At 66.9% G+C, this 21023-nt stretch carries 20 protein-coding genes; 8 read left to right on the forward strand and 12 right to left on the reverse strand.

Annotation, left to right across the window (positions count from 1 at the left end; genetic code table 11):
• Positions 1 to 61: 61 nt before the first annotated feature.
• From ACWDPV_RS14450 to ACWDPV_RS14460, 3 genes are all read left to right on the forward strand, one after another.
• Positions 62 to 745: an MspA family porin gene (locus tag ACWDPV_RS14450; RefSeq protein WP_449743537.1), complete on the forward strand. Its 684-nt coding sequence runs from the start codon at positions 62 to 64 to the stop codon at positions 743 to 745.
• A gap of 67 nt (positions 746 to 812) precedes the next feature.
• Complete coding sequence (locus tag ACWDPV_RS14455) at positions 813 to 1481, forward strand: MspA family porin (protein WP_449743538.1); 669 nt, start codon at positions 813 to 815, stop codon at positions 1479 to 1481.
• Between the two features lie 106 nt (positions 1482 to 1587).
• Positions 1588 to 2547 carry a cation diffusion facilitator family transporter gene (locus ACWDPV_RS14460; protein WP_449743539.1) on the forward strand — a complete coding sequence of 320 codons (960 nt, stop codon included), beginning with the start codon at positions 1588 to 1590 and terminating at the stop codon, positions 2545 to 2547.
• Positions 2548 to 2589: 42 nt separating this feature from the next.
• Here ACWDPV_RS14460 and ACWDPV_RS14465 read toward each other — a convergent pair whose 3' ends face one another.
• From ACWDPV_RS14465 to ACWDPV_RS14480, 4 genes are all read right to left on the reverse strand, one after another.
• Positions 2590 to 3348: a pirin family protein gene (locus ACWDPV_RS14465; RefSeq protein WP_449743540.1), complete on the reverse strand. Its 759-nt coding sequence runs from the start codon at positions 3346 to 3348 to the stop codon at positions 2590 to 2592.
• A gap of 8 nt (positions 3349 to 3356) precedes the next feature.
• Complete coding sequence (locus ACWDPV_RS14470; protein WP_449743541.1) at positions 3357 to 3809, reverse strand: MarR family winged helix-turn-helix transcriptional regulator; 453 nt, start codon at positions 3807 to 3809, stop codon at positions 3357 to 3359.
• A gap of 7 nt (positions 3810 to 3816) precedes the next feature.
• Positions 3817 to 4791, reverse strand: a complete 975-nt coding sequence (locus ACWDPV_RS14475) for a pirin family protein (RefSeq protein ID WP_449743542.1) — start codon at positions 4789 to 4791, stop codon at positions 3817 to 3819.
• Between the two features lie 734 nt (positions 4792 to 5525).
• A complete protein-coding gene (locus ACWDPV_RS14480; RefSeq protein WP_449743543.1) occupies positions 5526 to 6431 on the reverse strand; it encodes a LysR family transcriptional regulator in 906 nt (301 codons plus the stop codon).
• A 65-nt stretch (positions 6432 to 6496) separates the two neighbouring features.
• Between ACWDPV_RS14480 and ACWDPV_RS14485 the strand changes: the two genes are divergently transcribed.
• A complete protein-coding gene (locus ACWDPV_RS14485; RefSeq protein ID WP_449743544.1) occupies positions 6497 to 7408 on the forward strand; it encodes an EamA family transporter in 912 nt (303 codons plus the stop codon).
• 191 nt (positions 7409 to 7599) lie between these two features.
• Here the strand turns inward: ACWDPV_RS14485 and ACWDPV_RS14490 are convergent, their stop codons facing one another.
• Positions 7600 to 8202 carry a TIGR03086 family metal-binding protein gene (locus ACWDPV_RS14490; RefSeq protein WP_449743545.1) on the reverse strand — a complete coding sequence of 201 codons (603 nt, stop codon included), beginning with the start codon at positions 8200 to 8202 and terminating at the stop codon, positions 7600 to 7602.
• Positions 8203 to 8295: 93 nt separating this feature from the next.
• Between ACWDPV_RS14490 and ACWDPV_RS14495 the strand changes: the two genes are divergently transcribed.
• From ACWDPV_RS14495 to ACWDPV_RS14505, 3 genes are all read left to right on the forward strand, one after another.
• Complete coding sequence (locus ACWDPV_RS14495) at positions 8296 to 9243, forward strand: helix-turn-helix transcriptional regulator (RefSeq protein WP_449743546.1); 948 nt, start codon at positions 8296 to 8298, stop codon at positions 9241 to 9243.
• A 100-nt stretch (positions 9244 to 9343) separates the two neighbouring features.
• A complete protein-coding gene (locus tag ACWDPV_RS14500; protein WP_449743547.1) occupies positions 9344 to 9733 on the forward strand; it encodes a hypothetical protein in 390 nt (129 codons plus the stop codon).
• Positions 9734 to 9740: 7 nt separating this feature from the next.
• The gene (locus tag ACWDPV_RS14505) at positions 9741 to 10580 is read left to right on the forward strand and encodes an alpha/beta hydrolase (RefSeq protein WP_449743548.1); all 840 of its coding nucleotides are present in this window, start codon (positions 9741 to 9743) and stop codon (positions 10578 to 10580) included.
• On the opposite strand, the gene ACWDPV_RS14510 is transcribed toward ACWDPV_RS14505, so the two are convergent.
• Positions 10543 to 11793 (reverse strand): cyclopropane-fatty-acyl-phospholipid synthase family protein, encoded by a 1251-nt coding sequence (locus tag ACWDPV_RS14510; protein WP_348809597.1) that lies wholly within the window; start codon positions 11791 to 11793, stop codon positions 10543 to 10545. The two genes, ACWDPV_RS14505 and ACWDPV_RS14510, sit on opposite strands and share 38 nt — an antisense overlap.
• A gap of 281 nt (positions 11794 to 12074) precedes the next feature.
• The gene (locus ACWDPV_RS14515; RefSeq protein WP_449743549.1) at positions 12075 to 13502 is read right to left on the reverse strand and encodes an aldehyde dehydrogenase family protein; all 1428 of its coding nucleotides are present in this window, start codon (positions 13500 to 13502) and stop codon (positions 12075 to 12077) included.
• A gap of 148 nt (positions 13503 to 13650) precedes the next feature.
• Here ACWDPV_RS14515 and ACWDPV_RS14520 point away from each other — a divergent pair, with 148 nt between their 5' ends.
• Positions 13651 to 13971: a putative quinol monooxygenase gene (locus tag ACWDPV_RS14520; RefSeq protein WP_449743550.1), complete on the forward strand. Its 321-nt coding sequence runs from the start codon at positions 13651 to 13653 to the stop codon at positions 13969 to 13971.
• A 378-nt stretch (positions 13972 to 14349) separates the two neighbouring features.
• Here the strand turns inward: ACWDPV_RS14520 and ACWDPV_RS14525 are convergent, their stop codons facing one another.
• The 5 genes from ACWDPV_RS14525 to ACWDPV_RS14545 all read right to left on the reverse strand — a co-directional run bounded on the left by ACWDPV_RS14525 (position 14350) and on the right by ACWDPV_RS14545 (position 21006).
• A complete protein-coding gene (locus ACWDPV_RS14525) occupies positions 14350 to 16707 on the reverse strand; it encodes an MMPL family transporter (RefSeq protein WP_449743551.1) in 2358 nt (785 codons plus the stop codon).
• A gap of 1 nt (position 16708) precedes the next feature.
• The gene (locus ACWDPV_RS14530; protein ID WP_449743552.1) at positions 16709 to 17365 is read right to left on the reverse strand and encodes a TetR/AcrR family transcriptional regulator; all 657 of its coding nucleotides are present in this window, start codon (positions 17363 to 17365) and stop codon (positions 16709 to 16711) included.
• Positions 17366 to 17445: 80 nt separating this feature from the next.
• The gene (locus ACWDPV_RS14535) at positions 17446 to 18918 is read right to left on the reverse strand and encodes a DEAD/DEAH box helicase (protein ID WP_449743553.1); all 1473 of its coding nucleotides are present in this window, start codon (positions 18916 to 18918) and stop codon (positions 17446 to 17448) included.
• A gap of 284 nt (positions 18919 to 19202) precedes the next feature.
• Positions 19203 to 19439: a hypothetical protein gene (locus ACWDPV_RS14540; protein ID WP_348809602.1), complete on the reverse strand. Its 237-nt coding sequence runs from the start codon at positions 19437 to 19439 to the stop codon at positions 19203 to 19205.
• Between the two features lie 25 nt (positions 19440 to 19464).
• Positions 19465 to 21006, reverse strand: a complete 1542-nt coding sequence (locus ACWDPV_RS14545) for an alkaline phosphatase family protein (protein ID WP_449743554.1) — start codon at positions 21004 to 21006, stop codon at positions 19465 to 19467.
• Positions 21007 to 21023 lie beyond the last annotated feature (17 nt).

Genomic DNA, 21023 nt, shown 5'->3' on the forward strand with positions numbered 1-21023 from the left:
CCCGTACGCTTCGCGAGGTCGTGAACACCGCGACCGTTGACGACATCTGTGAGGGGAACCAATGAGCACCAACAAGTCACGGCGCAACCGCGTGGCCGTGCGCGCGGCAGCCGCGGGCGTCGCGGCACTCGGGGTGGGGTTGGCGACGGCCGCGCCGGCACATGCCGACGCCTTCGTGCGACTGCCCGGCGGCAGCACCCACGCCGACGGCCTGGATCTGACGCGTACCAGCGAATCCGCGCAGATCTCACCATCTTTGGCCGGCAACGGCCTCGGCCGGACCGCCTGGGTCAGTGCCCACATCGTGCTCAAGGCCTCCGGGCTCAAGGAATCGGCCGCCGGCCCCAACAACGGTCCTGCCGGTGAATCCGCGTCGCCGGGCAGCAACGGCACCTCCACCGACGGCGCGGCCGCCACCCTGTCGGTCGGTTACATCGTCGGCTGCCAAGTCAACGTGGGTAGCGCCTCGGTCGGCTTCACCGGCACCCTCAATGCGATCACCAGCGCACCCACCGGAACCGGCACCCTCAGTGTCCCGATCACGCCGGGTCAGGTCGTGTTCGCGCAGATCGACTACAAGGACATCGAGAAGTCGGGCACCTACTACTTCGACTATGACCGCGTGCAGTTGCAGGTCCAGAACTGTGCGGGGTACGCGCAGGCGCGTTCCTTCGTCACGGTGGAGACCACGGGCAGCAACCACCGCAAGATCAACCTCTACGGCAAGCCGTTCTCCATCGGCTGACGTTTCATCCCATAGTCAACCGCGCCGATGATTTCCGGCGTACTTCCATTCTCCGAGAGGGAGATCCATGAACATCAGTCTCAAACGCCTTGCCGTACTCGGCGGACCCGTCGCGGTGGGTGCCGCCGCGCTGCTGTCGGTCACCGGCGTCGCCGCCGCCGACGTGCACGTCGCGTTGCCGTCGCAGACCGACCAGCAGCGCATGGGTGACGGCACCGTCGTGTCGGTGACCCGCTCCGGCGAGAACGCCACGATCAACCCGTCGCTGGGCGGTACGCCGCTGCACCGCAATGCCTGGGTGTCGGCGAACTACGCCGTGCACACCAGCACCAAGGCCAAGAAGATCAAGGTGCAGGCCGGTTACATCATCGGCTGCCAGGTGAACATCTCCGGCCTCACCAGCAACGGAGGTGGCAGCGGGACCGCCAACAGCAGCGGCGACGTCACCGCCGCGACCGCCACCGCCGGCGGATCGATCTCGGTCGGCCCCGGCCAGGCGGTCAACGTCTACATCAACGACGTGGAAAGCGCCGACGATTTCGGCGCCGACAAGCACTCCTCCAAGGTGACGTTCAAGGGCGTCGACGAGGCCAGACTGAGCTACGTCAACGAGACGATCCAGATCAACGGCTGTGCCGGCTACGCGCAGGCACGGTCCTACGCCAACGTCTACGTGGTCACCGGTAACGCCGAGCAGGTCACGACGTTCTACGGCAAGCCGTTCAGCCTCGGATAACCCTTTCACAGCGGGGCTGAGCTCATCGGCGCGGCGCACTTGGGATTCCCCGGGTGCGCCGCCGCTTGTCCCGCGTGGACGACGCTCGCCGTGAGATGCTCGGCAGGTGGATCAGGAGCGGAACGAGGCACCCAAGTCCGACGGTTCGGAATCACTGCTGACGGTGATCATCGCGTTCACGATGAACATTCTCATCGCGGTGGCCAAATCGGTGGCCGCGGTCTTGACCGGTTCGGCCTCGATGGTCGCCGAGGCGGTGCATTCCTGGGCCGACTCGGGTAACGAGGTGTTCCTGCTGATCGCCGAACGGCGTGGTGGACTCGGCCGGGATCGCGCCCATCCCTTCGGGCACGGTCGGGAAACCTACATCTGGTCGATGTTCGCCGCGTTCGGCCTGTTCGCGGTGGGTGCTGCCGTGTCGGTGATGCATGGCATCACCTCCCTGCGCCATCCCGAACCCGACGCCGACTACCTGATCGGCTACATCGTTCTTGCCATATCCTTTGTGCTGGAGGGCATTTCCTTTCTGCAGTCGGTCCGGCAGGCGCATGAGGGTGGTCGGCGGCTGTCGATGCATCCCCTCCGGTTCGTCAGCCGCACCTCCAAAGCCACTCTGCGCGCGGTGTTCTTCGAGGATGCCGCCGCCCTCACCGGACTGCTGATCGCCGCCGCCGGTATGGCGCTGCACGAGATCACCGGCAACGCCGTGTACGACGCGATCGGCTCCATTCTGGTCGGACTGCTCCTCGGTGTGATCGCGATCTTCCTCATCAAGCGCAACAGCCAGTTCTTGTTGGGCCAAACGGCGATGCCGGCCACGCGTGGCACGATGTTGCGGTTCCTGCTCGACCATCCCGACATCGACCGCGTGACGTACCTGCACATCGAGTACGTGGGCCCGGTGCAGTACTACCTCGTTGCGGCCGTGGACATTCGCGGGGATCTGCGTGAGCATGACGTCGCCGTGCTGTTGCGCCGGATCGAGGCGGAGATCGAGCAGCAGGACATCGTCGTCGAGGCCGTGCTGACGTTGTCCACCGCGGATGAACCGTCGTTGCAGCCGTGACGCCTCGTCCGGGATGCGAACTCGCCTCAGCGCGAACTCGACTCAGCGCGAGCCGAACCCGGTGTACATCTCCCAGTAGAGGATCTCGGCGTCGGAGGACGCGGTGACGGGTTGATCTGCGGCGCCGGTGAATCGGACGGCGTCGCCACGCCCGAGTGAGGTGACCTCACCGTCGGCGGAGAGGTCGACGGTCCCGTCGACCACATACAGGTGGCCGAACGGAGCTTCCGGCAGCGTCACTGTGCCACCGGCACGCATCCGTGCGGCGTGCAAGGTGGCGTAGCTGTTCGGCAGAGTCACCGGTGCGACGCCGTGATGGCGTTCGAGGCCGGACACGATCGGGACGAGCTCACCCCTCGACAGCACCGTGGTGACGTCTGCCTCGGCGTAACCGGGTGTCGCCCCGGCATATTCGGTGGCAACCCACATCTGAACCACCCGCAGGCGCCGGTTGTCGGTGCGGCTGGACGCATTGCGCTCGGAATGCATGATCCCGGTGCCTGCGGTCATCCGCTGCACCACGCCGGGGGTGAGGACTCCCTCGTGGCCGCGGGAATCCTTGTGGTGCAACGATCCCTCGACAACCCAGGTGACGATCTCGGTGTCGGCGTGCTGGTGGGTGTCGAAGCCCTCGCCGGCGTCGACGGTGTCGTCGTTGTTGACCATCAGGACCCCGTGGGCGTTGCCGATCAGGTCGAAATTGCCGGTGGCGGGAAAGGACTGGAGTGAGGTGAGCCATCCGCTGTCCCAACGATGACGCTCGTCGGCGCGGATCACTCGGATCTGCGAGGTGGTGGTCATGAGGTCTCCTAATCCGAGAGGTCATCGAGATGACGGGCGAGGGTGTCCATGATGGTCGCGAGGTGGTGGTCGTCGGCGGGCGAGAGGGCGACGGAGAACAGGCGTGTCACCGCCTCGCCGTGGTCGCGGGCGGCCGCGGCGAATGCCTCAAGGCCCGCGTCGGTGACGACGGCGTAGCTGCCCCGGCGATCCTCGGGAGCCGATTCGCGCCGGAGCCAGCCACGTTTCACCATCACGTCGATCTGATAGGACAGGCGTGAGGTGGAAAACACCATCCGTCGCGACAGCTCGCGCATCCGGGCGCGGTGCTCCGGGCACTCCTGCAGGATCAGCAGAATGTGATAGTCCGACAACGACATTCCGCAGTGGGCGCGTAACTCCTCGTCCAGCAGGGTGTGCAGGCGTGCGCTGGTCTCGACGAAGGAGCGCCACGAGGCGGGGTCTCGTGCAATAGAACTCACTGTGGTGTCAGCGGACGCTGGTGTGCGGCATCAGCGCATCCGGCGGTACGACGCCGAGCCGTCCGGCCTGGAAGTCGTTGATTGCCTCGACGAGCTGTTCACGGGTGTTCATCACGAACGGACCATACTGCGCGACCGGTTCGCGGATGGGCTTGCCACCCAGCAACAGCACCTCCAGCGCGGGTCGGTTGCTGTCCTGTCCGGAATCGGCCGACACGCTCAGGCGATCGCCGGCACCGAACACGGCGAGCTGTCCCTGCTCGATCGGACGTGCCTGCGCGCCAACGGTTCCACGGCCGGACAGGACGTAGACCAGGGCATTGAAGTCCCGGCGCCACGGCAGCGAGATCGACGCGCCCGGCTCGACGGTGGCGTGCGCGACGGTGATCGGGGTGTGGGTGGAGCCCGGCCCGGCGTGGCCGTCGATCTCACCCGCGATGATCCGGACCAGGGACCCACCGTCGGGCGAGGCGACGAGCGCGACCTGGCCGCCCTCCAGGTTCTGGTAGCGCGGTGTGAGGAACTTGTCCTTGGCGGGCAGATTCACCCACAGCTGGATACCGTGGAACAGTCCGCCGGATTCGACCAGTTCGGCGGGCGGGGTCTCGATGTGCAGGATGCCCGAGCCGGCGGTCATCCACTGGGTGGCGCCGTTCTCGATGAGGCCGCCACCACCGGTGGAGTCCTGATGCTGGAACCGGCCGTCGATCATATAGGTCACGGTCTCGAAGCCGCGGTGCGGATGCCAGTCGGTACCCCGGGGCTCGCCCGGCTGGTAGTCGACCTCACCCATCTGATCCATATGGATGAACGGATCGAGTGCCGCGGTGGGCACCCCGGCGAAGGCCCGGACGACCGGGAAGCCCTCGCCCTCGTAGCCACGCGGGCCGCGGGTGACCGAGCGGACCTCGCGTTCGGTGTCCTCGAGCGCGGCCGGCGTCAGCCGGGGCAGGGTGGTGGTGTCGGCGGTGACGGCGGGCATGGGAACCTCCTCGGTTGAGTTGCTCAATTTTGAGCGACTGAGGGGATCAACGGGGTGGGATGGATGGTTATTCCGGGGGCGCAGCGTCCAGCGGTGGCGGCACGCACAGTTTGTGGGGCTGTTGGTGTCAACTGCGCATCATGTACGTGCCGTGAGCGGGGGCGGTCGTATGTCCGTGACGCAGGTAGATCTTGACGACGAGGCACTGAAGGAAGTCATGCGATCCTGTGCACCGCAGCGTGTGGAGTTTCGCCGCTCGGCACACAACTCGAACAAGCTTCGGCAGGTGGACGAGATATTCGCCGATTTGTATCCCGACGTACCAGTCCCGAAAAGCTTATGGCGGTAGTTCGATTCGGCCCAATACCGTCTGGCCGCGATGGGTGCCATAGGTGCACTGTCGGTGGTCGATCTCCTCGTCTGTGGCACGGCGGCCTTGAACGGCCTCGCCGTTCTCCACGACGACGGGGGACCATGGGGCGGGGGACCATGGGTTGGCGGCACCCCACCTACCTGACGTCCGCGCAGAGCGGGTCGTCAAGAGCGACCGAGGATGCGGCGGCGGGAGCGCGGCGAAGGAAGAAAAGAGCGACGGCCCGCGGATAGTGCGCCTCTCGGCAAGTGGCCGCTCGTAGCGGCAGATGGGGTGGGGCCCGGGGCAGATATCCGCGAACCGTCACAGTCCACAACAGGGTGATGGGGCGCGGTATTCCGGGGTCACTCACTGGTTGATGTCATAGGGTTCGCGGCCACCGGTCGAGCTCCGGGGTGGCGCCGGTGGGTACCAGCCGATTCATCAGGGCACGCAACGGTGGCCACGGTTCGCGCCCTCGACGGGTCACGGCGTAGGCGGTCATCCGGATGTCGGGTTCGGCGAGGGGCAGTACCGTCAGGCCGTCTCGAGCCGGCCGGTGCAGGGGCAGCAGCGCGACGCCGTAGCCGGCCAGGATGAGATCTTCGACGAGGTCGAGATTGTCGATCTGATGCGCGATCCGCGGCGTGAACCCCGAAAGCGATGCCAGCACGCGCACGGCCGTCTCGTCGGCGCTGTTGCGGGAGTTGACGATCCAATCGTGGTCTGCGTAGTCGTTGAGGTCGGGAGTGCCCGATGCGCGCTCCGGTACCGCCAAACCCCAAGGGGTGGACCACAATGCGATGCTTTCCAGAACAGGATCGGGGGTGGCCGGGGCGAGGTTGTAGTCGTAGGTCAACGCCAGATCGAGATCGTCACCGGCGAGGAGGCCGAATGCCTCGATCGGCTCGTACTCGCTGACGATGGCGTGGAGTCCCGGGTGCGTCTCGGTCAATTCGGCCAGTGTGGGCATCAAGGACACGCGGATACCCGTGGCAAACCCACCGATTCGTAGGGTGCCCGCCGGTTCGGCGTCGGGGTCGAGATCGCGCAGTGCCGCGTCCACTGCAGCCAGGATGGTGACAGCGTGATCGGCGAGTCGTCGGCCGGCGGGTGTCAGCCGGACGCGTCGACCGTCGGGTTCGATCAGTTGTGTCCTGGTCTCCTTGGCAAGTGCGGCGATCTGCTGAGACACCGTCGACGTGGTGAGGTGATGGGTGTCGGCGACCGCGCGCATCGAGCCGAGTCGGGACAGGGCGAGTAGGAGTTCCAGGCGGCGAGGGTCCATACCCAAATTGTTCGTGAATCATGAACGATATGTCGAGGAAAATCACGTGGACGTGAACGATCCTGATGTTCTTCAATGGCGATATGAAGCAGACGGCGGCACGCACCGGCACGACGATGGCCATCACATCGATGCTCTGTGTCCAACTCGGGTTGGCGTTCTCGGTGGCGCTCGTCGACCGCATCGGTGCGGAGGGCGCGGGTTGGCTGCGGCTGGCCTGGGCCGGGGTGCTGCTGCCGGCGTTCGTGCGCCCTCGGCCGAGTGCCTTCACCCGCCGCGGCTTCCTCGCGGCCGTCGCGCTCGGCGTCGCCACCGCCGGGTCGGTGATGCTGTTCATGGGGGCCGCGGCCCGAATACCACTCGGCACCGCCAGTGCGCTGGAATTCCTCGGCCCGCTGGGCGTGGCGGTCCTCACCGCACGCGGGGGCGCACGGATCCTCTGGCCGGCGCTGGCCGCACTCGGGGTGCTGTTGCTGACCCAACCGTGGTCGGGAGGTGTCAATGGAACCGGCGTGCTGTTCGCCCTGTCCGCCGCGGTCTGCTGGGGTGCCTACATCCTGCTCACCCAGAAGGTCGGCGACGAGGTATCCGGCCTGCAGGGACTCGCGGTGTCGATGGCCGTCGCCGGCATCGTGGCGACCGTCGTGGCCGGTCCCGCCACGCTGGGCCGGATGACCCCGCAACTGTGGCTGATCGGACTGGGGTTGGCCATCCTGCTGCCGGTGGTGCCGTTCGTGCTCGAGTTGCAGGCGCTGCGACGACTCACCACCTCGTCGTTCGGCACCCTGATGGCATTGGAACCGGGGTTCGCGATGTTGATCGGCCTGATTGTGCTGCACCAGGTTCCGGGTCCCGCGTCGGTGATCGGGCTGGGCCTGGTGGTGGCCGCCGGAGTCGGTGCCGCCCGTGGTGGTGCGCGGATCGAGGAACCCACGACACTGCCGGTTCGGGAGCCGGAGACGATCGGCGAGCGGTAGGGCCACGGTCAGCCGAGCTACGGCCACAACAACGATGTGATCGCCCGCCGCTCATCCATCGCGGCGAAGCCCTCGGCCACCTCGCTCAAAGGAGGTGTGAGGTCGAAGAGCACCATGCAACCATCGGGTCGCCACCACCCGCGCGAAGAAGGTGGCGGCGACCGTGGCGTCCGGGTGTGAACCGGTACGACCTATGCGGTGACCTGAACCCACGCCGACGACGTCCGTCCGGACCAGTTGGCGAGACGTTCGGTGGGCCCGGCACCGTCGCGTGGCTCGACGACCGGGCCGAACGGGACGGTGTCGTCGGCGCGGATCTCGGCCGGGATGAACCGTTGTGCCACAGCCAGAGTGGCCTCGGCGAGTGCCGGGTCGGGTTCGGCGTCTTGTCCGGTGGCGACGGCGAGATCCCAACCGTGGACCAGCGTCTCGTTCACGTAGCCCCAGAGTGCGCCCGCGCCGGGGACCTCGCCCCACGGAACCTTCACCATCGCGGTGAGTTTCGCGTCCTCGGACCAGGAGTCGATGGCCCCGGTGGTCAGATCGGCGTAGGTGCCCGCATCGTGGCGATCGTCGATGCTGGGCACGGCGAAGACGTCGTCGCCGTTGCCGAGTGCGACCGCCCGACGGGCCGTGCCGATCAGGTGCCCGGCGAGAGCGCGAACGTCGAAATCGTCACAGGGAGTGGGGGAGTCGAGTTGGTCGTCGTCGACGTGGCCGAGCAGATCGGTGACCCAGCGGGTCGCGGCGGCGTAAACCGGGCGGGGATCGGCGGGGAGTGCGGGAGTGCTCATGATGAATCCTTCCGTGGTCGTGGTGGCTGACGACAACCAGTGAAACGCCAATACCTGACATCTTCTGTCAGGTATTTTTGAGAGACTTTCCTCGTGCGTGCCGATCGCCTGTTGTCGGTCCTGATGCTGTTGCGCTCTCGGGGCCGGATGACGGCTGCGGACCTGGCCGACGAATTGGAGGTCTCCGAGCGCACGGTGTTGCGGGATATCGAGGCTTTGTCGGCCTCGGGGGTGCCGGTGTACTCCGAGCGGGGACGCCACGGCGGATTCGCGCTGCTGCCGGGATACCGCACCGATCTGTCCGGGCTGACGCTGAGTGAGGCGATTGCCGTGCTGTCGGGCGGCGGGCGGATCGACTCGCCCGCCGCGGCGAGCGCCAAGCGCAAACTCGAGGCCGCCCTGCCGGAGGCGCACCGGAGTCGGGTCGCCGCGGCCGCTCAGCGAATCCTGGTGCGCCCGGAGGGTTTTGTGCGTTCCCCGGCGACGCTCGACGAACTCGCCCCGGTGCAGCAGGCGGTGTTCGACGGCCGGCGGATCCGGCTGACCTATCAGGCGCGAGGACGCGAGCCCCGGGAACGGGTACTCGATCCGATCGGTCTCATCGTCGCCGGCGACACCTGGTATCTCGTCGCCACTTCCGATGGCGACGAGCGCATGTATCGCGTGTCGCGGATGTCGGATGTGCGGATTCTCGACGAATCGGCGAGCCGGGACGACCAGGTGGATCTCGACGAGGTGTGGGAACGGCATCGGGACGCGTTCCGGGCCGGTTTCGAGGAACTCGAGGTGATCCTCGACTGCGCACGGCTTCACGTCGACAAGCTTGTCGGTCCGGTGACGGTGACGTCGGTCGAGGAGAGCGACTCACCGACACACGTCCGCGTCCATCTGCGCTTCGCGGATCGGGCGCGCGCGTCGCGGGTGCTGTGGAATCTGCGGTTCGACCTCGACTTCGAGGTGATCGAACCGGCCTGGCTCCGCGACGTCTTGCGTTCCCGGGCACACACGGTCGCGGAGTCGTCCGCGCGATACCAACCCTGAGGTCGCGGCCGAATCGCGTCCGGGGTTGGCCTCGGCATCTGTGGACACGGTGTATCCCGATGTCTTCCCGATGGCGTGCAAAACAACCATAATCAGGCCCATGGCAGACAAAGGTGCGCCGACCGGGACTCGTCCCGGCGAGCGTCAGCGATTCCGGAAACTCGCGCAGGCCGCGCTCAACGCGGATGTCACCGTGGGCCAGGTGGACACGATCCTCACCGATATGGGCGACGCGCTCGACGGATTCGGGAACACCCTCACCGATCTCGACGGCACGATGGTGAAGATGGAAGCCACGCTGAACCACCTGAGCAACACACTGGTGCAGGTGGATGCGACCGTTGACCGGATGGGTGAGATCGTGGACCGCATGGAATTGATCGTGGGTCGGGTGGAGGCATTGGTGGCGATCGGCGAGGCCGCGCTGCGTCCGATCGGGGCCATCGAATCGGCCAGTCGCAGTGTCATGTCACGCATCGGATTGGGGTGAGCGGTCAGTGACTGTCGAGGAGCGCGAATTTCAAGGCGCACACGGGGAGACCATCGTCTACGACGTCCACACACCCGAGTCGGCGCAGCCGCGCGCGGTGGTCGTCATCGCGCACGGCATGGGCGAGCACGGACGACGCTACGGCCACGTTGTCGATGCACTGTTGGCCGACGGGTACGTAGTGGCGGTTCCCGATCACCTCGGGCATGGCCGCTCGGGCGGTGCGCGCATGCGGATCCGCTCGTTCTCCGACTACACCACCGACCTGCACCGCGTGATCGGCAACGTCGCCGTCGACGGACTGCCCACCTATCTGCTGGGACACAGCATGGGCGGCTGCATCGCGCTGGATTACGCGCTCGACCACCCCGACGAACTCGCCGGGCTCATCCTGTCCGGCGCGGCGATCATGCCGGGCGACGACCTACCCGGTCCGCTGATCGCGGTGTCGAAGATCGTCGGCAAGATCGCGCCGACGCTGCCCACGTTGGCGCTGGACTCCGCCAGTATCAGTCGCGATCCGGCGGTGGTGGCCGAGTACGAGGCCGACCCGTTGGTGTACCGCGGCAAGATCCCGGCCCGGCTGGGTGCAGAGATGGTCACCACGATGCAGTCCTTCCCGAAGCGCTTGCCGACGCTGAGAATGCCGGTGCTGGTGATGCACGGCAGCGAAGACAAGCTGACCAACCCGGACGGCAGCCGACTCGTTGAGAAGCTGGCCGGGTCGGACGACAAGACCGTCATCATCTGGGACGGGCTGCGTCACGAGATCTTCAACGAACCGGAGAAGGACGACGTGATCGGCACACTCACACGGTGGCTGGATCAGCGGGTCGGCGCATCGTGAACTGTTCGACGCCCATCCGGCCGTCACGAAAGGCCATCCGCCCGCCGACGAGGTAGAGCCGCCACACCCGTGCCACCTCGTCACCGACGAGTCGGACGGCGGCGTCGTAGTTCTTCTCGAACGTCTCGTACCAGGCGTCCACGGTGCGCACATAGTGCTCGGCCATCGGCCGCACGTCGGTCACCTCGAGCCCGGCGTCGCGCAGCATGGCGGCGGTGTCGTCGACCGGACGCATGTACATGTCGGGGGCGATGAAGGACTCGATGAACGGGCCGCCACCGGGATGATTGCCGGCGCGACGCGACATCTGCTGGATGCAGACGCGCCCGCCCGCCTTCACCTTGTCATGGAGGACGGCGGCATAGGTGGGGTAATTGCGTTGTCCCACATGCTCACCCATCTCGATCGAGGCCACCGCATCGAAGCCGGAATCGGGGATCTCGCGGTAATCCTGCACGCGGATCTCCACCAGGTCACCCAGTCCGCGTTCGGCGATCCGGGCGTCGATGAACTCCTTCTGCTCGGCGGCGATCGTGACGCCGAGAACCCGTGCACCGTAGCGCTCCGCCGCGAACAGCGACAGTGATCCCCATCCGCATCCGATGTCGAGTAGCCGCGCTCCCGGCCCGAGGTGATCCAGTCCGACGTTGCGGCACACCAGATCCAGCTTGTCGGCTTGCGCATCGGCGAGCGTGTAGTCGGGCGCCTCGGAGGTCCAGTAGGCGCTCGAATAGGCCATGTGCTCGTCCAGGATCAGCGAATAGAACTCGTTGGACAGATCGTAGTGATGGCTGATCGCGGCGCGGTCCCGCGCCCGGGAATGCAACCGGCCGCGTACCCGCGCCTGCGAGGCCGGCGGCGCCTTGGGCGGTCCGATCAGCTTGTGCGACAACGCCAGTCGAGTCAGATCCCACAACAGTCGGGGAGTGAGCCGGATCTTGGAGAGGCCGCGTTCGGCCGACACCTGCCACACGTGGGTGAGTGCGTCGTCGAGATCACCGGTGACGTCGAGTTCACCGGTGACATAGGCCTGCGCGGCACCGAGTTCCCCCGGATGCCAGAGCATGCGCCGCAACGCATCCCGGCTGTAGAGCACGACGTGCGGTGCGTCCTCGGGGCCGGCGGTACTGCCGTCCCAGGCCGTCAGATGGACCGGTAACTCACCCCGTGTCTGGTCTTCGATCACCCGCGCCAACGATGCGGCGACGCTCATGCGGCCTCCCTGCTTCGGTCCTGCTTCGGTGTCGGTGCACAAGGTGTTCGCGGCGGGATGTGGGTCGGATGGGTGGGGCGTTGGTGTTCCGGCGTTGGTGTTCCGGCGTCGGTGCGGGTGTCTCGACGCGCTACGGGCTCGCAAGTTCACACGGGGAGGCTCGAAGAACGGGACGGCGCGCGTCCACTGCGGGGTCCCCGTGCCGCGACCGGCGAGAAAGAGTCGGCCGCCGCTGAACCGGGAAAGTGGTTCAGCGACGGCCGGAAAGGGAACCTCAGGTGTCAGGCGTCGTAGCCGAGCAGCGACTTCACCTCGAGGAAGTCCTCGAAGCCGTAGTCGCCACCCCATTCGCGGCCGTTGCCGCTCTTCTTGTAACCGCCGAACGGGGCGGCCGGATCGACCTGCGCGCCGTTGAGCGCGATGGAACCGGCGCGGATCGCCCCGCCGATACGACGGACCTCGTCGATGTCCTTGCCCGACACGTAGCCGGCCAGGCCGTACTCGGTGTCGTTGGCGATCTTGATGGCCTCGTCGACGGAGTCGTAGCCGATGACGACCAGCACCGGACCGAAGACCTCGGTCTGGGCGATCTCCATGTCGTTGGTGACGTTGGTGAACACGGTCGGCTGCACGTAGTAGCCGGTGGGCAGCCCCTCGGGCCGGCCCGCACCGCCGATCACCGGGTTGGCGCCCGCATCGATCGCGCGCTCGATCAGACCCTGGATCTTGTCGAACTGGGCTTCGGACACCACCGGGCCGAGGCGGACGTCGGTGTTCGGATCGCCGACGGTGAGTCGCGCTCCGGCGGACTTGGCGATCCCGGCGACCTCGTCGAGACGCGAATTGGGAACGAGCATGCGGCTCGGGGCATTACAGGACTGACCCGAGTTGAGCATCATCGTCGCGATGCCTCCGGCGACGTTCTTGGCGAAGTCCTCGTCGTCGAGGATGATGTTGGGGCTCTTGCCGCCGAGCTCCTGGGCGACGCGCTTGACCGTCGGTGCCGCGCTCTTGGCGACCTCGATGCCGGCACGGGTGGAGCCGGTGAACGAGATCATGTCGATGTCGGGATGGCTCGACAGCGCCGCCCCCACGCCTGGTCCGTCACCGTTGACGAGGTTGAACACGCCCGCGGGAACGCCGGCGGCATCGAGGATCTCGGCGACGATGGCGGCGCTGAACGGGGCCACCTCCGACGGCTTGAGCACCACCGTGCATCCGGTGGCCAACGCCGGTGCGAGCTTGCACATGACCTGGTTGAGCGGCCAGTTCCACGGCGTGATGAAGCCGCAGACGCCGACCGGCTCCTTGACGATGCGGTGCGCGCCGCGGTCCTCGCCGAAGGAATAGGTGGGCAGGGTGGCGGCGGCAGTCATCAGGTGGCCGAGTCCGATCGGTACCTGTGCGGCGTTGGACAGTCCGGCCGGGGCACCCATCTCCTCGGTGACCGCGGCGGCCAGATCGGGCATCCGCTTCTGGTATTCGGCGATGATCGCGTTGAGCACGGCGACGCGCTCGTCGACCGTGGTCTGCCCCCAGGTGGCGAAGGCGCGACGAGCCGCGGCGACCGCGGCGTCGACGTCGGCGGCGGTGCCGAGCGCGACCTGCCCGGCGGACTTCTCAGTGGCCGGGTTGATCACGTCGATCAGGTTGAGCTCGGTCGGCTCGACCCACTGGCCGTCGATGTAGAACTTGGTGATCTCGCGCATCTATCCTCCGTCTCGCGGTTGTCACACGTATGTGTTCCACCCCACACTATGCCTTCCTCGCGGCCGCCGAGCGAGCGGTCGGTAAATCGGCGGCGACTGTCGCGAATCGAGACGCTCGGAGTGGCACGTGGCGGCTACGGTTGGGCCCATGATCCATATCGTCGCCACCTGGAAGATCAAGCCCGAATTCGCCGACCAATGGCCGGCGCTGTCCGCCGAGTTCACCAAGGCCACCCAGGCCGAGCCGGGAAACCGCTGGTTCGAGTGGTCACGCAGTCTCACCGACCCCACCGCGTACGTCCTCATCGAGGCCTTCGACGACGATGCCGCCGGTGCGCACGTGAACAGTGATCACTTCAAGAAGGCGACCGCCGAGTTGCCTGCCTACCTGGCCGAGACGCCGAAGATCATCAACACGACCGTTGAGCAGGACGACTGGTCGGAGCTCGGGGAGATGGCGGTCGACTGAGTGTCGTTGCCGGCGCGACACGTGTGCTGGATGTAAGGACAATCAGGAGTTTCTCGAGGCGTTCTGGATCGCCCCAAAGAGACCGGGAAATGGAACTATCCCCCCGAGATCGTTGATGCGTTGCTGGAGCCGAACCCGCCTGCGGCACCGACGGCGTCCCGTCGTGTTGGCGGGACGCCGACGGATCGTGGCATCCAACGGTCCGAGAGCGCGCAACCACCTTGTCGGACAGGAGCACCCGGGAGCCGGACGAGTATTTGCGGATCGTCGCCCAGAGCATCGCCGAGCAGCAGTCCTACCGACTGCACCCGCCGGGTTCGCCGGACTTCCGGCGGGAGTCCTGGCGGGCGCAGTTCGATTCGTTGGCCGCCTGTACTGTCAGCGACCGGCGGGAACCGCGTCGCGGTCGGTGTCCGTGGGCGGGGCTTGATCGGTCTTCTCGCCGAGCGCCTCACCCTCGATGTCGACGTTGGGCAGGATGCGGTCCAGCCACCGCGGCAGCCACCACGCCTTCTCGCCGAGCAAGGTCAGCACCGCGGGCATCAGGGTCATCCGGACGATGAAGGCGTCGAAGACGACCGCGATCGCCAGCGCGAAGCCCATCACCTTGATGAAGGCCATGTCCTGGAGCATGAACGCGGCGAACACCGAGATCATGATCGCGGCGGCCGCGGCCACCACCCGAGCGCCGTGGCGGTAGCCGACGATCACGGCCTGTTTGGCGTCGGTGCCGTGGACATAGGCCTCACGCATGCGGGTCACCAGGAACACCTGGTAGTCCATGGCGAGTCCGAACACGATGCCCACCAACATGATCGGCAGGAAGCTGACCAGCGGTTGCGGGTTGTTCACGATGCCCAGCCAGCCGTCGGTGAACAGTGCGACGGTGACCCCGAAGGTGGCGGCCACCGACAGCAGGAAGCCGAGCGCCGCGACCAGGGGCACGAGGATCGACCGGAACACCACGATCAGGATCAGGAAGGCCAACCCCACCACGACGAGCAGATACGGGATCAGGGAGCCGGACAACCGGTCGGAGACGTCGAGTTCGATGGCGGTCTGCCCGGTCACGCCGTAACTCACGTCGAGGCGCTGATCGATCCCGGATTCCTTGTCGCGCAACGTGGTCACCAGGTCGTGGGTCTGATCGGAGTCGGCGGCACTGGACGGGATGACGGTCACGATCGCGGCATCGCCGTTGTTCTTGCCGACGTCGCCGGCCGCGATCCACGCCGCCGCGACGCCGTCGGTGCCGCGGATGTCGTCGACGAGACTGTCATAGGCACGGATACGGGCCGCCTGATCGGGGAGTCGGACACCGTCGGCGACGAGCACCAGTGGGCCGTTGTAGCCGGGGCCGTACTCCTCGGCGACGAGGTCGTAGGCCTGCCGCTGCGTCGTGGACGGATCCGACGTGCCGTCATTGGGCAGCGCGAGTTTGAGGCCCGCCATCGGCAACGCCAGCAGGATCAGGCCGACGACGATGACGCCGGTGACCAGGCGCGGACGTGTGACCACCTGGTGCACATAGCGCTGCCCGTTGTGGACCCGTGCGGTCTCGTCGCCGGTCACGTCGGGAGCGTTGAGGAACGACAGCCGTCCGCCGAAGGCCTTGCCGCCGAACAGTCCCAGGATCGCCGGGAGCAGGGTGAGGGCCACCAGTACTGCGACGATGACGGTCCCCGCAGCCGCGATGCCCATCGCGGTGAGGAACGGGATGTTGACGATGGCGAGTGCCGCGAGGGCGATGACCACGGTCGAACCGGCGAACACCACCGCCGAACCCGCCGTTCCCACGGCTCTGCCCGCAGCTTCGGCACGCGTTGCGCTGCGGTGCATCTCATGTCGATAGCGGGACACGATGAACAGGGCGTAGTCGATGCCGACCGCGAGGCCGATCATCGTTGCCAGGACCGGGGTTTCCTGACTGAGGTCGAAGAATCCGGTGGCGATCGACACACCCATCATGCCGACGGCGACACCGACGATGGCGGTGAGGATGGGCATACCCCAGGCCACCAACGAGGCGAAGGTCAGGATCAGGATCAGCGCGCCGACGGCGATACCGATCAGCTCCGAGGTCACGCCGAGCTCGAAACTGCTTGTCGCCGTGCCCTTCATCTCGACCGTGAGGCCGGCGTCGCGGCCGGTCTGGGCCACGGCGTCCATCTGATCGCGCATGGCGTCGGTGACGTCAGCGGAGGCGTCGACGTCGAACCCGGCGCCGAACTGCACCGCACTGGCGTCGGCGTTGACCGGGGAGCCGGCCTGCACCGTCGCGGCCGCCTGCTCCGGCGAGGCGCCGAACGTCTTCTCCTGTGCGGCAACGAGTTCCTGACGTGCCGGACCCGGTTGCTGTTGGGTTCCGTAGAGCTGCAACGGATTGACGACGGCGGTCTGGGGGTTCTTGACACCCTCGACCTGGCGGAGCTGGGCCACCATCTGTTCGACCGCGGCCCCGTAGCGGGGATCGGTCAGCGAGGCGCCGTCGGGCGCGGCCACCACGTACGTGACGCTGACGTCATTGCCGAACTTGGGTTTGTCCGGAAAGCGCTCGACCATCAGGTTCTGCGCACGCTCGGACGGGATTCCGGGGATGGAGAAGGATTCGGTGGTCGGCTTGGAGAGGAACGCGGCTCCGAGGCCGAGTCCGATGAGGACCAGCACCCAGATGGCGATGGTCTTGAATCTGTTGATGTAGGCCCAGCGGCCCACTCGGTACAGGAAATTGGCCACGTCAGTGCTCCTCGGGTGTCGGCCGCGGACGATTCGGCTGGGACAGTGATGGAAGTGGTTGTGCCATACCAGAACCGGTCTGGTCGAAGGCGAGATCGAGAATGCTGCGGGCGTCAGCGCCGACGGTGTCGCGAACTTTCATCCAGTGCTCGAGCGCCGACCGCGCGGTGGTGAGCGCGAGGTCGAAGGCGAGGCGGGGATACAACGCGGACGGGTCGACGCCGCGGGCGGTCATCATCGCGCGCAGTTGGTCTTCGCAGGTGGCGAGCAGATCGACGTGCCGGCTATGGGCGGTCAGTGCCGGTTCGTTGTCGAAGAGGCGCAGGAGCGTCACGAACTGTTCGGGTTCGACGTCCTCGGTTTCAGTGGCGATCTCGATGAGGACGACTCGGAACGAGTCCCACAGGGTTTCCGAGTCCGGTCGGGAGCTCACCCTGGTCACGATCTGCCCGATCAGATCTCCGACGAAGCTGACCAGGGCGTCCTCTTTGCCGGTGAAGTAGTTGTGGAAGGTCCGGACCGAGACGCCGGCCTCGGCTGCGACGGCCTCGATGGTGACGTGGTCCATGCCGTCGCGCAGCGCGAGTGCGAGAACGGCATGCGCGAGTGCCTGGCGGGTGGCCGCCTTCTTCGACTCGCGGAGACCGGTGGGGGGCATGTCCTCCACCGTACGGAGATTGCACGACCCTGCAATGTTGCAGGGTCGTGCAATTTATGATCGTCTGGTCACACGCGGTGTCAGCGTGTGGTCTGGCTCACTGATCGTCGTGCGCCCTGTGAGCGGTTGCCGTGGCCGCGATTGCCGGTCGCCTGACCGTGCGACTGGCCGCGATTCGCGCCGTGCGAGCGGCCGCGACCGGTGCCGTTGTCGCCGGAACGTGCCGAACCGGAGCGGCCCCCACCGGATCGGGCGCCGCCGGATCGTGCCCCTCCGGCGCGACCGCCTTCGGAACGCCCGCCGCCACCGGAGCGGCGTCGGCCACCGGAGTTACGGTTCGATCCGCCGCGCTGCGCGGCCGCGGGGGCCTCGGGTGCCGGCGTCACGAATTCTGCGCGCTCACCGACCAGCTCGTCGACGGCCGTGGAGCTCGCCTCGACGCGCTGCGGGGTGACGGTGATCTTGGCCTTGCCCAGCAGCGACTTGAGGTCGCGGCGCTGCTCGGGCAGGCACAGGGTGACCACGTCGCCGGCGCTGCCGGCGCGGGCGGTGCGACCGGACCGATGCAGGTAGGCCTTGTGCTCGGCCGGCGGATCGACGTGGACGACGAGTTCGATGTCGTCAACGTGCACGCCGCGGGCGGCGACGTCGGTGGCGACGAGCACGCGCACCGAGCCGTCGCCGAAGGCGGCCAGGCTGCGATCACGTTGTGCCTGACTGAGATTGCCGTGCAGATCGACGGCCGGGATGCCCTCGGCGGTGAGCTTCTTGGCGAGTTTGCGGGCCTGATGCTTGGTGCGCATGAACAGGACTCGACGCCCGGTGCCGGAGGCGAGTTCACGGATCACCGCCGTCTTCGCGGTGGTGTCGGCGACCTCGAAGACGTGGTGGGTCATCTGCTCGACCGGTGAGCTGGCGTCGTCGACCGAGTGCATCACCGGGTCGTGCAGGAATCGCTTGACGAGCTTGTCGACGCCGTTGTCCAGCGTCGCCGAGAACAGCAGACGCTGTCCGTCGGCGGGGGTGGCGGCGAGGATGCGGGTCACCGCGGGCAGGAAGCCGAGGTCGGCCATGTGATCGGCCTCGTCGAGGACCGTGATCTCGACGTCGTCGAGGCGAATGATGTTCTGGCGCACCAGGTCTTCGAGGCGACCCGGGCAAGCCACGACGATGTCGGCGCCACGGCGCAGGGCCTGTTCCTGACGGGTCTGCTTGACGCCGCCGAAGACGGTGGTCACGCGCAGTCCGACGGCGGTGGCCAGCGGGGTCACCGCGTCGGCGATCTGGGTGGCCAGTTCACGGGTCGGCGCGAGGACCAGTCCGGTGGGGGCGCCCGGGGTGCGGGTCACCTCCATCTCGGCCAGACCGGCGACCAGCGGGATGGCGAAGGCCAGGGTCTTACCGGAGCCGGTGCGGCCCCGGCCGAGGACGTCGGCGCCGTCGAGGGTGTCCGGCAAGGTGTCGGCTTGGATGGGGAATGCCTCGGTCTTACCGTCGGCGGCGAGAGCCTCGACCAGTGCGGTGGGCACGCCGAGGGACGCGAAGGTGGTCATGAACGTGTGGTGCCTTTCGGGCGGGTCTCACGGCGCAGGGGTCACCCACATCCGCGAGATCGGATGGCGAACGCGCGGGCTCGCGCATTCGTTCGCCGTATGAAGTGGAGTGATCGAGGCGGACGAATTATCTGCGGGCCTCTTCGATGAGGCCGCGGGGTCCGCCGACAACAGTCGTTCTACGACGCCTGACTCCGCGCTGGGCGGGTCATTCGTTCTCCGACGCTACACGTGCAACGTCGACAATGCCGAATCGTGGTGTGGGTCACCATGTCGTGAGGTGCTCAGGCGACGCTGCTCGCCACCGCGATCACCACACCGGCGACGGTCAGCACACCCACGACCACCGCATAGATCCACGCCGCGCGGCGTTGTCCGCGCCGGGCTGCGCCGATACCGAGTCCGACAGCGATCAGGATCACCGCTGCGTAGACCGAGATGCCGATGGTGAGTCCGGCAACCGCGGCGTCGGTCATCGCGAGAATCTGCGGCGCGGCGCCCCAGCGGTACATACCGGTCATGACCTGAGTAGATCACGGGCGGTACTCAGATCACCCCTGTGGGTGCTCGTCGGGTGCCGGGCTGCTGGGTGGGCATGCGATTGGGTGGGACCGGGTACGGTGCGCCTTTCCCCAGCGTGCCCGCGGCGATGTTCGGACCGCATTGCACCAGGGCGTTCTGGGCGGCGGGGGCCGGGTCGCCGAACCGTGGCCGCGCACTGTTGGGGGCGTTGCCGAAATCGAAGGCCGAGGTCATGTCGCCGACGACGGATCGGCGCCACGCCGTCAGGTTGGGGACGTCGACACCGAAGCGCTTCTCGATGAGCCGCAGCTGCGAGGTGTGGTCGAAGCGTTCGGTCGCCACGAGACCGCCGCGGCTGTAGGGGGAGATGACGAAACACGGCACGCGATAGCCGAGACCGATCGGTCCGCGGATGCCCTTCGACGACGACACCTTGTTGATGTCGGGGACGCTGAGGTATTCGCCTGGCGTCCCGGGTGGTGGGGTGGGCGGGGTCACATGATCGAAGAATCCGCCGTTCTCGTCATAGCTGATGATGAGTGCGGTTTTCTCCCACACCGCCGGGTTGGAGGTGAGGATGTCGAGCAGTTGCACGATGCCGACGGCGCCCAGCGCGGCAGGAAGTGCCGGATGCTCGCATTCCATCGCCGGCGGTACCACCCACGACACCTTCGGCAGGCGGTTGGCCTTGACGTCGGTGGCGAAGTCGTTGGGGTAGGTGGGATCGATTCCGCGGCGGGCCAATTCGGAGTTCGGGTTCTGGGCCTGGGTGAAACAGCCCATCATTCCGTCGAGGATGACCGACGACACCGGCCCGAGATCCTTGTTGTTGTAGATCTTCCAGCTCACCCCGGCGTCGCGAAGGTTTTCCGGCATGGTGCGCCAGCTGTAGGCGAATTTTGGTATGAGAGTGGGTGTCTCGACGAGAGGTCCACCGTGGCGGCCGTCCGGGTCCAGTGTTGCGCTCATCCAGTACAGCCGGTTGGGGTCGGTCGGACCGAGTACCGAGCAGTGGTAGGCGTCGCACAGGGTGAAGGCCTCGGCGAGGCTGCGGTGGACCGGGATGTCCTCGCGTTCGTAGTAGCCCATCAGGGCCGGCGCGTTGTCGGGGCCGACCGAGGCGATCGACATCGGCAGCCAGCCGTCGTTGCGGCCGTGATTCCACGCCTTGTGCAGTCCGGCCCACGAGTGATCGGGATCGTTGATGCACTCACCGTCGAGGTTGGCGTCGTGGGTGGTGTCGAGCCGGAACGGCATGGTGTGGCCGGTCGGGGTCGGGCCCACCCCCGGCGCCCAGCCCCGTTGTTTCCACAGTGGCGTCGATTCCCCGAAACCCCGTACCCCGGAATAGGTTCCGAAGTAGTGGTCGAATGACCGGTTCTCCTGCATGAACAGCACGATGTGCTCGATGTCCGAGAGCGAACCGGTGCCGCCGGGATCGGCCGACGCGTACGCCTTGTCGATGATCGGCGCGGCCCACGAGGTCAGCAGTGCGCCCCCACCGACGGCGGTGACACGATTGAGGAAGTCTCGCCGGGAGTATCCGGCGAATGGGACATTGGGCACGGGTGCTCCTCGTCTGC

The organism is Gordonia sp. NPDC003504 (genome assembly GCF_053587995.1).